General features: G+C 63.9%; 7 protein-coding genes and 2 pseudogenes. 7 read left to right on the forward strand and 2 right to left on the reverse strand.

Going from position 1 to position 16,707, the window contains the following annotated elements; all coding sequences use genetic code 11:
• Positions 1-259: 259 nt before the first annotated feature.
• The 6 genes and pseudogenes from G7076_RS12770 to G7076_RS00565 all read left to right on the forward strand — a co-directional run.
• Positions 260-1,396: pseudogene (locus G7076_RS12770) on the forward strand (DUF5801 repeats-in-toxin domain-containing protein); the annotation flags it as partial.
• A pseudogene (locus G7076_RS12775) lies at positions 1,397-8,298 on the forward strand (DUF5801 repeats-in-toxin domain-containing protein); the annotation flags it as partial.
• A gap of 65 nt (positions 8,299-8,363) precedes the next feature.
• On the forward strand, positions 8,364-9,836 hold the full coding sequence (locus tag G7076_RS00550; protein WP_166199489.1) for a TolC family protein: 1,473 nt from the start codon (positions 8,364-8,366) through the stop codon (positions 9,834-9,836).
• A 28-nt stretch (positions 9,837-9,864) separates the two neighbouring features.
• Entirely contained in the window at positions 9,865-12,009 is a 2,145-nt protein-coding gene (locus G7076_RS00555) for a type I secretion system permease/ATPase (protein ID WP_240913936.1), read from the forward strand.
• Positions 12,010-12,076: 67 nt separating this feature from the next.
• Positions 12,077-13,048, forward strand: coding sequence for a cell wall hydrolase (locus G7076_RS00560; RefSeq protein ID WP_240913812.1), 972 nt, complete (start codon positions 12,077-12,079; stop codon positions 13,046-13,048).
• Positions 13,049-13,067: 19 nt separating this feature from the next.
• Positions 13,068-14,327, forward strand: a complete 1,260-nt coding sequence (locus tag G7076_RS00565; protein WP_166199493.1) for an HlyD family type I secretion periplasmic adaptor subunit — start codon at positions 13,068-13,070, stop codon at positions 14,325-14,327.
• Here G7076_RS00565 and G7076_RS00570 read toward each other — a convergent pair.
• Both G7076_RS00570 and G7076_RS00575 read right to left on the reverse strand, forming a co-directional pair.
• Complete coding sequence (locus G7076_RS00570; RefSeq protein WP_166199495.1) at positions 14,324-15,217, reverse strand: transglutaminase-like cysteine peptidase; 894 nt, start codon at positions 15,215-15,217, stop codon at positions 14,324-14,326. The two genes, G7076_RS00565 and G7076_RS00570, sit on opposite strands and share 4 nt — an antisense overlap.
• A 63-nt stretch (positions 15,218-15,280) precedes the next feature.
• Entirely contained in the window at positions 15,281-16,108 is an 828-nt protein-coding gene (locus G7076_RS00575; RefSeq protein WP_166199497.1) for an alpha/beta fold hydrolase, read from the reverse strand.
• Between the two features lie 27 nt (positions 16,109-16,135).
• Between G7076_RS00575 and G7076_RS00580 the strand changes: the two genes are divergently transcribed.
• A complete protein-coding gene (locus tag G7076_RS00580; protein ID WP_166199499.1) occupies positions 16,136-16,666 on the forward strand; it encodes a (2Fe-2S)-binding protein in 531 nt (176 codons plus the stop codon).
• The last annotated feature ends 41 nt before the right edge of the window (positions 16,667-16,707 follow it).

Genomic DNA, 16,707 nt, shown 5'->3' on the forward strand with positions numbered 1-16,707 from the left:
CAACTACAGCTATGTCCGCAACGCGGGCACGCCAGCCGGCGTGTCCGACGTTTTCACCTACACGCTTCAGGGCCAGGGCGGCGCGTCCGATACCGCTAAGCTGATCATCAACATCGGCGATGTGCCGATGTTGGCGACCGATGGAACGCGCGTCATTCCAGGACCCGACGGGACCGTCGTACTACCCGCCGGCGTCGAGCTTTCCGACGTTCGCGTCGTTGGCCGCGACCTGGTCGTGACCCTACCCGACGGCTCGACGATGGTCATCGTCGATGGCGCGATTTTCGTTCCGCAGCTCGTCCTGGACGGCGTTGAAGTCCCGGCAAGCAACCTTGCCGCGCTTCTGATTGGCGCCGAGCCGACTCCGGCTGCCGGAGACCTTTCCCCGGCGCAGCAGAGCAGCGGGGGCAACTTCGCGCTTCCGCCGCCCCCGCTGGATCCGGGCGTTCCGCTTGGCGACCTTCTTCCTCCGACCGAGCTCACTTACACGCCGCCGGAAACTCAGGAACTGTTCGACGCCGTCGATAACGAGCCGGTAGCGGGAATCGCCTCGATCGCTCTCGATGACGACGACATTCCGGGGCGCAACGGCAATCCCGGGGGCCCGAACGACGACGTTGGTAGCCCGAATGCGGCGGGCAGCGGGATCCTTCCCGGCTCAGACGGCGATGGCAGCCTTGAATGGGCCCTTCTGTCGAGCGGCGCACCGAGCGGCTTCAGCTACAATCTGCAACCCGACGGATCGATCCAGGTCGTCCAGGTGCAGGGCGGCAACAATGTGGTCGTTCTCACCATCACGGTGAATGCGGACACCGGCGCGTACACGGTGACGGAAAATAACCCGATCCGGCACGCCACTGGTGATACCGAGAACAACAGCATCTTCGTCATCAATTATTCCGTGACCGACGATGACGGCGACGTTGCGCTCGGCACTCTTACTGTCAACGTCGATGACGACACGCCGACGGTGACCGTTGCAGCTGGTTCTGACGCAAACGTGCTCCTGACCACCGACGACGCCCAGACGATTGGGGCCGCCAGCGATACGGCCGTCAGTCTCGCCGATTTCAGCGGCGTATTCGGCGCGACGGTTGTGTCGGCCGGTGCAGACGGGCTCGGTGCTGGCTCGTCCAGTGCTTACTCTTTGAACATTACGGGTTCGGTCTCAGGGCTCTCGAGCCATGGAAATGCGATCAACCTTTTCATTCTGAACGGCGTGGTGGTCGGTACGACGGGCGGCCAGCCGGCCAGCCTTGCTGACGCCAACATTGTTTTCACCGTCTCGGTCAGCAACACCGGCGTTGTCACCCTGACGCAGCTTCAGCAGATCGATCATCCGATCGCGAGCGATCCGACTGCGACGGGCGCGCCATTCGCCGACCATATCGTCAGCATGGCCGACGGCCTGGTAACCCTGACCCGTACGGAGACCGTGGTCGACAATGACGGCGACTCCGTCACTGGCTCGGCAAGCGTCAACATTGGTGCCAACCTGCGCTTCACCGACGATGGTCCGACGATCGACCCGACGCTGAACGAGGTCCGTGGCGCGATCGTGGATGAGAGCGCGCCTGTTTCTGCGGCGACGATCCCCTTGGTCGGCGGCTATACCGCCGGGGACGATCCGCATCTCGACGGTGGCCTTGCCATCGGCAGTGGCAGCACGTCCGGTGCAGTCATCGACGCCAACGCAGTGTTCGGGGCTGACGGCCCGGCCAATGGTGGCGGTGTTACCTATGCGCTCGATGTGCTGAATGCCGTCTCCGGGCTGGAGACTACGGAAGGCGTCGCGATCAACCTCGTCGAGCTTTCGAACGGTGTCGTGGTCGGTGTCGTCGACGGGACGACGACGGTTGCCTTCGCGATACAGATCAACTCCTCAACGGGTGTCGTCACGGTCGAGCAATATCTCAGTTTGCAGCACCCGGAATTCCCGAACAATTACGACGAGTCGATCAATCTCAATGAAGGTTCGCTTGGCGTTACCGTCACGGCGACGGACTTCGATGGCGATACCGCGACTTCGCCAGCGATCGACATTACTCCGCTGATCGACTTCCGCGATGATGGTCCGTCCGTGAGCGCGACCCTCAATGCCCAGGCGACCGTGACTCTCGACGAGACCGGTCCGGGCGCGGCTGCGACCATCGCGCTTGGCGGCAACACCGCCGGCAACGATGAGGATGTGGCCGGTGCGGGTCCGATCTCGCGGGCGGTATCGGGCGCCGCGGTGCTCAACGTCGGTCCGCTGTACGGCGCCGACGGCCAGGGCACGAGCGGCTATGTGATCACGGTTGCCAATGCGGCTTCGGGGGTGACCACCACCGAGGGCGAGGCGATCACGCTGGTCCAGCTCAATGCGACCACGATCCTCGGCGTCGTCGCCGCTGGCGGCGAGCATGCCGGCCAGGTGGCGTTCGCGATCCAGATCAACGGGACGACGGGCGCGCTGACGGTCGAGCAGTATCTGAGCCTCGATCATCCGGTGAACCCCAACCCCAACGATCCGCTGCAGCTTGCTGCCGGTGCGATCACGGCGACCGCGACGGTCACCGATGGTGACGGCGACCCGGCTTCCTCGGGTGCGGTCGACATCACCGGCCTGATCACGTTCCTGGACGATGGTCCGTCGGCGAACGCGACCCTCAATGCCCAGGCGACCGTGACTCTCGACGAGACCGGTCCGGGCGCGGCTGCGACCATCGCGCTTGGCGGCAACACCGCCGGCAACGATGAGGATGTGGCCGGTGCGGGTCCGATCTCGCGGGCGGTATCGGGCGCCGCGGTGCTCAACGTCGGTCCGCTGTACGGCGCCGACGGCCAGGGCACGAGCGGCTATGTGATCACGGTTGCCAATGCGGCTTCGGGGTGACCACCACCGAGGGCGAGGCGATCACGCTGGTCCAGCTCAATGCGACCACGATCCTCGGCGTCGTCGCCGCTGGCGGCGAGCATGCCGGCCAGGTGGCGTTCGCGATCCAGATCAACGGGACGACGGGCGCGCTGACGGTCGAGCAGTATCTGAGCCTCGATCATCCGGTGAACCCCAACCCCAACGATCCGCTGCAGCTTGCTGCCGGTGCGATCACGGCGACCGCGACGGTCACCGATGGTGACGGCGACCCGGCTTCCTCGGGTGCGGTCGACATCACCGGCCTGATCACGTTCCTGGACGATGGTCCGTCGGCGAACGCGACCCTCAATGCCCAGGCGACCGTGACTCTCGACGAGACCGGTCCGGGCGCGGCTGCGACCATCGCGCTTGGCGGCAACACCGCCGGCAACGATGAGGATGTGGCCGGTGCGGGTCCGATCTCGCGGGCGGTATCGGGCGCCGCGGTGCTCAACGTCGGTCCGCTGTACGGCGCCGACGGCCAGGGCACGAGCGGCTATGTGATCACGGTTGCCAATGCGGCTTCGGGGGTGACCACCACCGAGGGCGAGGCGATCACGCTGGTCCAGCTCAATGCGACCACGATCCTCGGCGTCGTCGCCGCTGGCGGCGAGCATGCCGGCCAGGTGGCGTTCGCGATCCAGATCAACGGGACGACGGGCGCGCTGACGGTCGAGCAGTATCTGAGCCTCGATCATCCGGTGAACCCCAACCCCAACGATCCGCTGCAGCTTGCTGCCGGTGCGATCACGGCGACCGCGACGGTCACCGATGGTGACGGCGACCCGGCTTCCTCGGGTGCGGTCGACATCACCGGCCTGATCACGTTCCTGGACGATGGTCCGTCGGCGAACGCGACCCTCAATGCCCAGGCGACCGTGACTCTCGACGAGACCGGTCCGGGCGCGGCTGCGACCATCGCGCTTGGCGGCAACACCGCCGGCAACGATGAGGATGTGGCCGGTGCGGGTCCGATCTCGCGGGCGGTATCGGGCGCCGCGGTGCTCAACGTCGGTCCGCTGTACGGCGCCGACGGCCAGGGCACGAGCGGCTATGTGATCACGGTTGCCAATGCGGCTTCGGGGGTGACCACCACCGAGGGCGAGGCGATCACGCTGGTCCAGCTCAATGCGACCACGATCCTCGGCGTCGTCGCCGCTGGCGGCGAGCATGCCGGCCAGGTGGCGTTCGCGATCCAGATCAACGGGACGACGGGCGCGCTGACGGTCGAGCAGTATCTGAGCCTCGATCATCCGGTGAACCCCAACCCCAACGATCCGCTGCAGCTTGCTGCCGGTGCGATCACGGCGACCGCGACGGTCACCGATGGTGACGGCGACCCGGCTTCCTCGGGTGCGGTCGACATCACCGGCCTGATCACGTTCCTGGACGATGGTCCGTCGGCGAACGCGACCCTCAATGCCCAGGCGACCGTGACTCTCGACGAGACCGGTCCGGGCGCGGCTGCGACCATCGCGCTTGGCGGCAACACCGCCGGCAACGATGAGGATGTGGCCGGTGCGGGTCCGATCTCGCGGGCGGTATCGGGCGCCGCGGTGCTCAACGTCGGTCCGCTGTACGGCGCCGACGGCCAGGGCACGAGCGGCTATGTGATCACGGTTGCCAATGCGGCTTCGGGGGTGACCACCACCGAGGGCGAGGCGATCACGCTGGTCCAGCTCAATGCGACCACGATCCTCGGCGTCGTCGCCGCTGGCGGCGAGCATGCCGGCCAGGTGGCGTTCGCGATCCAGATCAACGGGACGACGGGCGCGCTGACGGTCGAGCAGTATCTGAGCCTCGATCATCCGGTGAACCCCAACCCCAACGATCCGCTGCAGCTTGCTGCCGGTGCGATCACGGCGACCGCGACGGTCACCGATGGTGACGGCGACCCGGCTTCCTCGGGTGCGGTCGACATCACCGGCCTGATCACGTTCCTGGACGATGGTCCGTCGGCGAACGCGACCCTCAATGCCCAGGCGACCGTGACTCTCGACGAGACCGGTCCGGGCGCGGCTGCGACCATCGCGCTTGGCGGCAACACCGCCGGCAACGATGAGGATGTGGCCGGTGCGGGTCCGATCTCGCGGGCGGTATCGGGCGCCGCGGTGCTCAACGTCGGTCCGCTGTACGGCGCCGACGGCCAGGGCACGAGCGGCTATGTGATCACGGTTGCCAATGCGGCTTCGGGGGTGACCACCACCGAGGGCGAGGCGATCACGCTGGTCCAGCTCAATGCGACCACGATCCTCGGCGTCGTCGCCGCTGGCGGCGAGCATGCCGGCCAGGTGGCGTTCGCGATCCAGATCAACGGGACGACGGGCGCGCTGACGGTCGAGCAGTATCTGAGCCTCGATCATCCGGTGAACCCCAACCCCAACGATCCGCTGCAGCTTGCTGCCGGTGCGATCACGGCGACCGCGACGGTCACCGATGGTGACGGCGACCCGGCTTCCTCGGGTGCGGTCGACATCACCGGCCTGATCACGTTCCTGGACGATGGTCCGTCGGCGAACGCGACCCTCAATGCCCAGGCGACCGTGACTCTCGACGAGACCGGTCCGGGCGCGGCTGCGACCATCGCGCTTGGCGGCAACACCGCCGGCAACGATGAGGATGTGGCCGGTGCGGGTCCGATCTCGCGGGCGGTATCGGGCGCCGCGGTGCTCAACGTCGGTCCGCTGTACGGCGCCGACGGCCAGGGCACGAGCGGCTATGTGATCACGGTTGCCAATGCGGCTTCGGGGGTGACCACCACCGAGGGCGAGGCGATCACACTGGTCCAGCTCAATGCGACCACGATCCTCGGCGTCGTCGCCGCTGGCGGCGAGCATGCCGGCCAGGTGGCGTTCGCGATCCAGATCAACGGGACGACGGGCGCGCTGACGGTCGAGCAGTATCTGAGCCTCGATCATCCGGTGAACCCCAACCCCAACGATCCGCTGCAGCTTGCTGCCGGTGCGATCACGGCGACCGCGACGGTCACCGATGGTGACGGCGACCCGGCTTCCTCGGGTGCGGTCGACATCACCGGCCTGATCACGTTCCTGGACGATGGTCCGTCGGCAGTTGTCGCAGATGCGATCACGGCCGGTCTCACGAACGGCACCAATGATAGCGCGACCGCTTCGCTGGATATTGATGACGATGTCTTCAACAACTTCGGCGCAGACGGCGGCAAGGTCGTGTTCACCAATGCCACCATTACGTCACTGCAGGGCCAAAACCTGAAGTACAACGGTGTGGCATTAGAATACGCCATTTCTGCGGGTGGCCAACTTCTCACCGGCTACGTGGACGGGAACAATAACGACACGGTCGATGCTAACGAGACCGTATTCACCATTGAACTCCAGCCAGGAGGGTCGAGCAATTATACCATCACGATGGTTCAATCCCTCGACACCGTCCAAAACATCGACTTCAATGGCGGAGGTTACAATTTCGTCGGAGGCAACGGCTCGTGGGCCGGTTTCACCTCCGGTACCAATGGAGACGGCGTTCTCGATCTCTTGCTGACCCCAATGGTCAACGGGGCCAATTCCAGCACAATGAATACAAATGCCAACGAGGGTGGCGTCGGTTCCGGTAACTCTATCTCCTTCGGCGAAGGTGTCCGAGTCGACACGGTTCAGGATCTGCAGGCCGTCCCGGCCCCGACTCCCTCCGGCGATTACGGCACTCTCGCGAATCAAAACCATGTGTTTGGACAACACGAAAATGTGCTTGGCATTTCGGCCGTAATAAGCACGGTCAACGGTCCTCCAGGATCGACCACAAATATCACGATGATCGCTCGCGATGAGAGTGTGGCTTCAGACGCCAATGATTACGTCGGTGATGGCACGCAGGAGGCAATTACGGCCGTGGTGATCACCCATGGGGCCATCACCACGACAGTCCTGAGAACCGATGGTCTCAACCAGAATGTTGTCGTTGATGGCATCTCATACAATGTTGTCTTCGGGGCGATGGACGCGACTGTTAACGGGGTCGTCGAGGGCACCCGTATCGGCGCTGCCACAGCGGACGGGTTTGACAGCCTCGAATTCCGCAACGTCGGTGGACAAGAATTCAAGATCGGTGACTTCAACACGATAGCAATCACCAATGGTCCGATCGACTTTACCGTTCCGATTTCCGTCGTCGACGGCGACGGCGACACGGTCAGCAGCGGCAACCTCGCGATCCATGCGGATCCGGTTCCGCCGGTCGTGCTCGACATGGACGGTGACGGAGTTGAGTTCCTCGGCCTCGACGCCGGTGTCCACTACGACTACGGCGCGGGTCTCGTAGCCACGGCCTGGGTCGGAGCGGACGATGCGATCCTGGTTCGCGATGCCAATGGCGACGGAACGGTCACGGATGCGTCCGAGTTCGTCTTCGGCGGCAATGGCGTTACAGACATGGAAGCGCTGCACGCCCAGTATGGCGAGCAGCTCGACGCAAGCGATGCCGACTTTACGATGTTCGCGCTGTGGACCGATGCCAATTCCAACGGCGTGGTCGATACCGGCGAAATGCAGTCGCTCGCCGAAGCCGGCGTTGTCAGCATCGGCCTGGTCAGCGACGGCGCAAGCTACACCGCCGCCAATGGCGATGTCGCGGTCGCCGGAAGCAGCACCTACACGATGGCTGACGGCTCAACCGGCACTGCTGCCGATGCCGCCTTTGCCACTGGTGCGGCGAGAACCCAGGAAGTCGAACGGATTGCTGCCAACAGCAACACGACCGTCCTAGCCGCGGCCGTTGCCGCAGCTGGCATGGCGGCGAGCGCTGCGGCCGCAAGCCCAGTCGATACGCAGAATGCGGCACACAGCAACGCCGTCGTTTCCGTCGAGTCGATCAGCGTCGCTGCGGACCTCGCCTCGACCACCTCGGTCCAGGCGCTGGCTGCAAGCTTCACCGATGCAGCCGCAACGGTCTCGGTCTCACTTGGAGATCAGGCGACGCTCTCGAGCGACTGGCATGCACCGACGGGCGACATCGGCCAGTCGACCGGACTGGAGTCAGCGTTCAGCGCGCTCGCCGCTGGAACCGACGTCATCGAATCGCAGATGGCGTTGCCGGCCATGGCCACGACAGTCGCAATGCCGACCGCCGAAGCCATCATGGCGCTCGAAAATTCGCCAGCAGCGACGATCGACACGGTCGAACAGATCCTCGTCGATGCGCTGGCGGGTGGCGGCGTCAACCAGATCGATACGCTGATGAATGCCCTTCCGGACAACGGAAATGGCGGAATTGCGCAGATCGATAGCGCTGCAAGCGGGTTGCACGGCCTCGTTCCGACCTGGGACATGGGCGGAGATGCCGGATTTACGCCGGCGGTTCCGACGATAATCACGGCCGAAGCGATGATGCTTCACGTGGATGCAATCCAGCCTGTGGCCAACGGCTAAACCTGACGCGGGTCCCTGGTGGACGGGGACCCGCCTCAGACAGACCAGAGAAGGGGGAAGACATGAATAAGTACTGGTATCTGATTGCCCCGGGTGCGCTGCTTGCTGCGGCTAGTCCGGCTTTCGCGATCGAACTGCGTGATGCGGTTCAGGCCGCGTTGAACACCAACCCGGAAATCCGTCAGGCGATCCACAACAAGCAGGCCACCCGCGAAGAGCGCGAGCAGGCCGAGGGCTTGTGGCTTCCACGCGTTTCGGTCGAGGCCGCAGCCGGCGCCCGTTATCTCAGCAATCCGACCCGGCGCAGCATTGGGCTGGATGACAATCAGTTGTGGCCGGTCGAGGGCAGCCTCACCGTTGATCAGCTTTTGTTCGACATGGGCGGCCGCGAGGCTGAAATCCGCCGCCAGGCTTCGCGAACCGACGCCGCCGCGGCCCGGATCGAGGAACGTTCCGAATATGTCGCGCTGAACGTGGCTCGCGCCTACATCGATTACCTGCTGCAGCAGCGGCTGGTTGCAATCGCCCAGGACAATGCGACGTTCCATGAACGCCTTGCCGGCGATCTTCGCGAAGGCGTCGCCAAGGGTTCGATCAGCATCGCGGACCAGCAGCAGGCTGAAGAGCGGCTCCAGTCGGCACGCGCGCGAGTAACCGAGGCGCGCGAAGACCTCGACACCGCAGCGATCCAGTTCCAGACACTTGCCGGCGTTCCGATCGACAGCGTGACGATGCCGCCGGATCTTTCGCAATATATGCCCGCGACCCTCCAGGAGGCGGAAGGTCTCGCTCGTCAGTACAATCCGCGAGTGCAGGAATCGATCGCCGATCTTTCGACGGCCCGCGAGGTCACCAAGGCCGCCAAGTCCGAATTGGGTCCACGCTTCAACCTCGAAGGCACGGCTCGCGTCGGGCATGACATCGACGGTTATGACGGCAAGACGACCGACGTACTTGGCCGCGTCGTCATGCGCTGGTTGATCTTCAATGGCGGGACCAACGTCCATAACGTTCGTGAGCAGCAGTCGCGTGCCGATGAAGCACATGCCCGCCTTTTCGAGATGACCCGCCGTGCGGAAGAAGATGCCCGCTCGGCCTGGAGCCGCCTGACCAACCAGAGCCGGCTGGTTACGGAGCTCGAAACGCAAGGCCGCGTCGCCGATGACCTGCTGCTGTCCTATCGCGAGCAGTTCAACGTCGGCCGTCGCTCCTTGCTTGACGTGCTCGATGCTCAGAACACGCGCTACAACGTTCAAGCTTCGGCCGAGACCGCGCGTCTCGCCAAGCTCTACGCGCAATATCGTGTGCTCGCATCGATTAACCGCCTGATCGAAGCGCTTGGAGTCAACATGCCGACCGAGGCGTGGAGCGACGAGCGCACCCAATACCGGGTGAACCCGATTCCGCCGGAGGATCTGCAGGAGAATAGCCTTCCGCAGCCCCTGATGGGACCGCCGGCCGCGCCGGTAAACGCTGCGGCTGCGCCCGCGCCGGCCGAAGCGCCGGTGGAGCCTGCTCCGACGGGCGGACAATAAGAGTTGAAGGGGACAAGGGTTGAGTTTCGTGCACTGGCTGGAATCCACGCCGTCGCGTGAGATCGACCCTGTCCTTGACTGCCTAGCCTTCCTCGCGCGCAGGTCCGACCGGCCGTCTTCCCCGGTTCTCCTGCGTGCGGGGTTGGCACTATCGGATAAAGGCACGCTGCCTTTCCACCAGGTTGAGCCCGCGCTCGATCAGGTTGGAATGCGCGGCGATCCGATGGTGCGTCGCCTGAAGGGCTGGCCGGTCCAGCGCCTCCCGGCAATTCTCGAACTCAAGGATGATCGCGCCGCAGTGCTGCTTGAGGTCAAGGGCGGTGACGGTCTCGTCTATGCGCCCGGTCTCGCCGAGGCGATGTGGGTCAAGCTCGACGATCTCCAGTCGGCATACACCGGCCGCGCGGTCGCCGTTGAGGCCGACCCGACGCGCGAGCGAGAGGGCGAGCGCCCGTGGGACAAGGCCAAGCGAACCCACTGGTTCTGGTCGGAGGTGTGGAAGGAGCGTCGCGAATTCTGGCCGGTGATGCTGGCTGCACTGATCGTCAACCTGCTGGCTCTGGCCGTGCCGTTGTTCACGATGAACGTTTACGACCGGGTCATCCCTAACAAGGCGATTCCAACTTTGTGGGTTTTGGCCCTCGGTGTGGCGCTTGCGCTGGCGTTTGATTTTGCGCTTCGGATCGCGCGTTCGCGGCTGGTCGATGAGATCGGCCTGACTCTCGACGCAAAACTGAGTCAAAAGCTTTTCGAAAAAGTCATGAACCTGCCGATGGCGAGCCGCCAAGGCAGCACTGGCGCCTTGGCCAAGCGGCTTTCCGAATATGAGCTCGTACGGGACTTCTTTGCTTCGACCACGGTGGTTTTGCTCGTCGACCTTAGTTTCCTGCTCCTCTTTCTGATCTTCATTACGGTGCTGGCTGGTTGGCTGGTCTTGGTGCCACTTGTCGGGATCGCGCTAATGGCGCTCGCCGGCTACTCGCTTCAGAAGAAGATGGGGCGAAGCGCCATCGACGCCCAAGCCGACGCCAGCCTGCAACATTCGATGCTGGTCGAGTCCATTGGGGGGCTCGAGACATTGAAAGCCGCTCGTGCAGAAGGGCAGATGCTTGGCCGCTGGCGCCGCTATGCGTCAATGAGTGCCGCAACGCAGGAACACATGCGCCGGGTCACTGCAGTGGCGGTGAATCTTACGAGCTCATCTCAGCAGCTCATCAGCATCGGTCTGATCGTGGGCGGCTTCTATCGCTTCAATGCTGGCGAAATGTCGATGGGCGCCATCATCGCCATTGTCATGCTCGCCGGTCGTGCGATGTCACCGGTTGGGCAGTTCGCCTTCCTCATGACGCGCGCAAAGCAGGCTCTGACGACGATGAACTCCCTCCAACAGATGATGGAGGTCGAAGACGAGCGCCAGACCTCCGCGCGCTCGATCGTTCCGGAAATCCGCGTTGGCAAGATCGAACTCATTGACGTCGACTTCGCGTATCCGGGGGCCTCCGCGAACGCGCTCAACGGCGTATGCCTAAAGATCGAGCCGGGCGAGCGGATCGGCATCATCGGGCGAGTCGCTTCCGGCAAGTCGACGCTCGGACGAGTCCTTTGCGGTTTGTACACGCCCACAGGCGGAGTGATGACCGTCGATGGCCTCGACAGCCGTCAATATCATCCGCACCAGCTGCGTGACGAATTCCGTTTCGTTGCCCAGGATTCGGAGCTGTTTAGCGGCTCGGTTCGGGACAACCTCATGCTTGGCGCTGCCCAGGCCGACGATCAGCAGCTGATCGATGCCGTCATTCGTTCGGGCGCCGACATCTTCCTCTCGCGCGACGCCGCCGGCTTCGATTTCCCGGTCGGCGAGCGCGGCACGCGTTTGTCCGGCGGGCAGCGCTCGCTTCTCGTGCTGGCCCGGGCGCTCGTCTCGCCATGCAAGCTCCTTTTCCTCGACGAACCCACGGGATCGATGGACACGCAGACCGAGAATTATTTCATCGAGCGACTAAGGAATGCGCTCACCCCGAAGCAAACTCTCATCGTCTCGACGCATCGTCATCAGATGCTGAACATCGTCGACCGGCTGATCGTCATCGACGGAGGCCGGATCGTCGCCGACGGCCCGCGCCAGGATATCCTCGGCCGGCTCGGCAATGTCGCCAAGGAGGCGAAGAAATGACCTGGTTGCGCGCCCGATCCGCATTTTTCGAAATCCGTCGCTGGGTTCTCGCGGCGGGGCCCTTCTGGTGGCGCTGGCCTCCTTTGCGGCTGTTTCCCTGCTCGCGCTTCGCAGCGAGCGAGCCGAGGCCAGCGCTGTCGCGTCGGCCCAGGCCGCCAAGCTGGTCGAGGCGACGATCGACCATGCAAACGAGGTTCGGGCGGTTGGCGAAGATGCGAAGCTGATCAACGCGACCATGCCATTCAGTACGGCGCCAGTGCGTGCCGCCAATGCGTTTGTTATCCCGGCTGCCGATGAAATCGATCATCGCCGCGCTCTGCTGTGCCTGACCCAGGCCGTATATTATGAGGCTGGGTACGAGCCGATCGCCGGTCGGCGGGCCGTCGCCCAAGTCGTTTTGAACCGGACTCGTCACCCAGCCTTCCCAAAGTCCGTCTGCGGCGTGGTATATCAGCGTAACTCGACGCCGATCTGCCAGTTTACGTTCGTTTGCGACGGCTCGCTCGATCGCCGTCCGGAGCCGGGCGCGTGGCGAATTGCACAGCAAATCGCGAGCGAAGCACTGGCCGGCTACGTCGAAAAGTCGGTCGGATCCGCGACCCATTACCACGCCGATTACGTCGCGCCGCGCTGGGCCCCGCTGCTGGCGAAGATCAGCAAGATCGGCGCACACATCTTCTACCGCTGGCCGGGCGCATGGGGCATGCCGGGCGCGTTCGCCGGCCGCTACATGGGCGAGCCGCGCGATCCTGCGACGATGCGTCCGCTGATCGTCCGCGTACCGGGCATCGATGGACAGACGATCGAACAAGTGACCGGCACCGGCCCAATTATCGACGGGACGATGCTTAAGCGCGCTCCGAACGATGTCGGCGGATTGTTGGATACGTCGAAGGGCTGGACTTTGAACATTCCGTTGCCCTCTGAGGCGGGGTCCGCCACGCATGCCGTTGCCGAACGCCAGGCGAATGCCCCCGCGCCGGCCGAAAAGGCTCAAAATGACGCAGCCGCTCCAACCACCGTGCTCGCCTCGCGCTGACAGGGTATAAAGAATCATCATGGCTTCCACTGCGTTCATCCCGGAACTCGCCCGTCGGCATAGCGAGCTTAGCGGCTCCCGCCGGGTCATCATCTATTCTGCAGCGTTCTTCCTAGTTTTCCTGCTGTGGGCGAGCATTGCCCAAGTCGACGAAGTGACCAGCGGACAGGGAAAGGTCATCCCCTCCAGCAAGGTGCAGATCATCCAGTCTGCGGACCCGGCGACGGTCGCGGAATTACTTGTAAGGGCCGGCCAGCCGGTGAAGCGCGGCCAGCTTCTCGCCAGGCTCGACAATCCGGAGAGCCGCTCGATCCTAGCAGAGACTGAAGCGCTCGAAGCACGGGCCGCTCGTCTCGGCGCCGAAGGGTTGGGAACCTCGTCGGGAGCGCTCCAGGGCGAGGAAGCCGCGCTCAGCGAAGTACGGCGCCAGACCTTGTCTTCGCGGGTCAGCGCCCTGCGCGCTTCGGCGGAACAGCGCCGCCGCGAAGCCGCGGAAGCCAGCGCCACGATCTCGTCACTGTCCCAAAGCCTCCAATTGGCGCAGGAGAACGTGAACCGTCTCGCGCCGCTTGCCGCCAAGAATATTGTTCCGCAAACCGAACTTGCAACTGCCCAGCGCGAAGTCGTTGACCTGCGCGGCCGGATCGCTGCCGCGCGCGAGCAGCAAGGCCGGGCCATGGCTGCCGTCAGCGAAGCGCAGAGTCAGGCCAGCGAAGCGCAGTTCGAATTTCGCAAGCAGGCGCTAGACGAGCGGAGCCAGGTTCAGCAGAAGATTGCCGTAAACCAGCAGTCGCTGCAGGGGCGGGGACAGTCCGGCCGGCTGGAACTGCGCTCACCGGTAGATGGCGTCGTCAACGACGTGAAAGTCACGACCATCGGTGGTTTTGTCGCAGCCGGCGAAAAGGTAATGGAAGTCGTTCCGATGGGCGACAAGCTGCTGGTCGAGACGCGCGTCAAGCCCAGCGATATCGCCTTCATCAAGGTCGGCGACAAAGCGCTGGTCAAGGTGACGGCTTACGATTTCTCGACCTATGGCGGGCTCGATGGGCGCGTCGTTCAGGTTTCCGCCGATTCCATTTACGATGAAGCCGAGCGACAGGCCTACTTCACCGTCATCGTCGAAACGGAGCGCAGCTACCTGCATTCCGCTGGGCGAAAGCTCCCGATTACGCCGGGCATGATGACCGATACCCAGATCATCACCGGGCGTAAAAGCATCCTAACATATCTTTTGAAACCGCTTTCGAAAGCCCGGAGCGAAGCGCTTCGGGAACGCTAGAAGGCGATCGAGACGACGACCGGATCGCCCGCCGCGACCTCCGCAGTGGCGACGATCTCAGTTGCCGGATTTGCGGCCGCATATTGGATCGCGGGCTCGTTCCCACGGCGATATCCGTGTGTCCAGCTGCGATCGCCGGAGAAAGTCAGGATCGGCCGGTATTCGGGGATGGAATCACTGTCGACGATCCGGTTCGTCCCATTGTCCAGCACAAGCAAGCGACCGTCGGCCCTGACGACCAAGACGGCATGATCCGCCCGGCGACGGACATCGTGCAAGATTACGAGATAGAGATCTTTTTCAGCGAAGCCGGCATGACGAAGCAATTGCAGCTTTGCGATTGCGAAATCCTCGCAGTCGCCACGACCGCGCCGAAGCGTTTCGCCTGCCGCAAGCCAGAGGTCGGCATAGCCGAACTGCCGCTTGTCGTTGGCGAATTGTACACGAGCGTTGACGAAGCGGTTGACGGCATCGAGCTGTTCGATCGCACCTAATCCCGAAAGACGCTTCACAAAGGCTGACGCTGCCAATCCGATCGGCATGCGCTCCACTTTCGCCCAGCGCCGCTCGAGCGGCGTGGTCCCAACAGCCAGTGCGACCGAGCCGAAAACATCGGGCCGATCATCCGGCACGATCCGGGGCGTGATCGGGACCATGCCTCGACTGTTTCCGTCGTAGCCAGCCGCGCCAGCAGTTACGTTCCGCGCGGCGCCCTGGCTCGCAAGAATGGCGGCGAGGCTGCTGGGCGCGCCAAGAATGGCTTCGGTCTTGCTATAGCTCGCGTTACGCGGTGCCACGGACGCCCCAAGAGGCAACTCGCCCGCAACCGCCGGAACGGAGGCGAGAGCCCATCCTGCGAGGGCAGCAGCGATGCGAACGGCGCGTTTCATTGCGCCGACAATCGCAGGACATCACCAAAGTCCGCTTAAACGCCATGGTTAAGGGCGCGCTAACTAATCCGAATGCTCAACTCGGTTGAGGAAGTCGGCGACGGCTCGGTTAAACTCTACGGGCCTCTCTAGGTTGGTCAAATGTCCCGCTTCGGCAATCGTTTGAAGGGTCGCGCCTTCGACCATCGCGGCAAGCTCTTGCGACAGCTCGGGCGGCGTGATGCGGTCCTCCGACCCGACCATAACGAGTGCCGGTACGGCGATTGCGGCCGCTCGATAGGATTGCTTTGCCAGCCATACCGCCTCTGCGCCGATGGCATAGGCTGCGGGATCGATGCGGCTCATCGTCTCGACGACCTCGCTGCGGATGTCCTCGCCGGCCTGGCTTCCAAGCAAGGCACCGGCGCGCGCTTCAGCCAGCGGACGCATTCCCATCGAGCGGCTGGCTTCGATCGACCGCTCGAAGATCGCTGCGCCGTCGGGGTGATCCGCGAAGGTATCGGCAAGGATCAGGGACCTACATCGCTGCGGAGCCAACGCATGCATTGCGATCGCAACGACGCCGCCCAGGGACAAGCCGCAGACATGCGCCGAGTCGATGTCCAAAGCATCGAGCACGGCTAGCGCGGCCCGGGCGAAGTCGTCGCGGGTGGCACTGGCGAGAAAGTCGCTTTCGCCATAGCCGGGATAATCGAGCGCAACGGCCCGGCGGCTTTGGCCAAAATGGGCTAGCTGCGGGTTCCACACGCTTTTGTCCGAACCGACACCGTGAAGAAAGACGATCGGAGTCAGCGGACCGCTGCCACGCTCCTCGACTCCGATCCGGCCTAATGCTGTCGCTAGCGCCCCCATTGCGCCGATGATGACGCCAATGGCGCTCTTTGCAACCATCAGAGTCCTCCATTAGCGTCCGCGACGATGACTCGAATGACTGTCAATGGCGAAGGAATGCATTTCCGGCTCGATGCGGAGACCCCGCTGCTGTGGGCGTTGCGCGATGCCGCCAACCTGACCGGCGCGAAATACGGCTGCGACAGCGGCGATTGCGGCGCCTGCACGGTAATTATCGATGGCCAGGCAATGCCCAGCTGCACGGTCACAATCGGCGCGCTCGAAGGCGCGGACGTGCTGACCATCGAGGGATTTCCCCCGGATCGCTCGCACCCGCTCCAGCAGGCATGGGCGGCTGAACAGGTCAGCCAGTGCGGCTATTGCGAACCGGGCATGATCATGGCGCTTTCGGCCCTACTGCAGGCAAGCCCTAATCCGCTGCCGGAGCAGCTGGCCGCAATCGGCAACATCTGCCGCTGCGGCATCGGCCCGCGGGTCTTGCGTGCGGTTGCGCGCACAAGCGCTTCAGCCGCCGGTGCGGACATCCTCAAAGTTTCATCCGGGAAAGCTGAACCGGGCAATTCATCGCGGTTCAGCAACGGCTCATCCGGCGAGTAGCATCCCAAACTCACTGAAAACAACCGAACCCGAATGAGCTC

The sequence above is a fragment of the Sphingomonas sp. HDW15A genome (genome assembly GCF_011301715.1).
In the GTDB taxonomy this organism is placed as follows: domain Bacteria; phylum Pseudomonadota; class Alphaproteobacteria; order Sphingomonadales; family Sphingomonadaceae; genus Sphingomicrobium.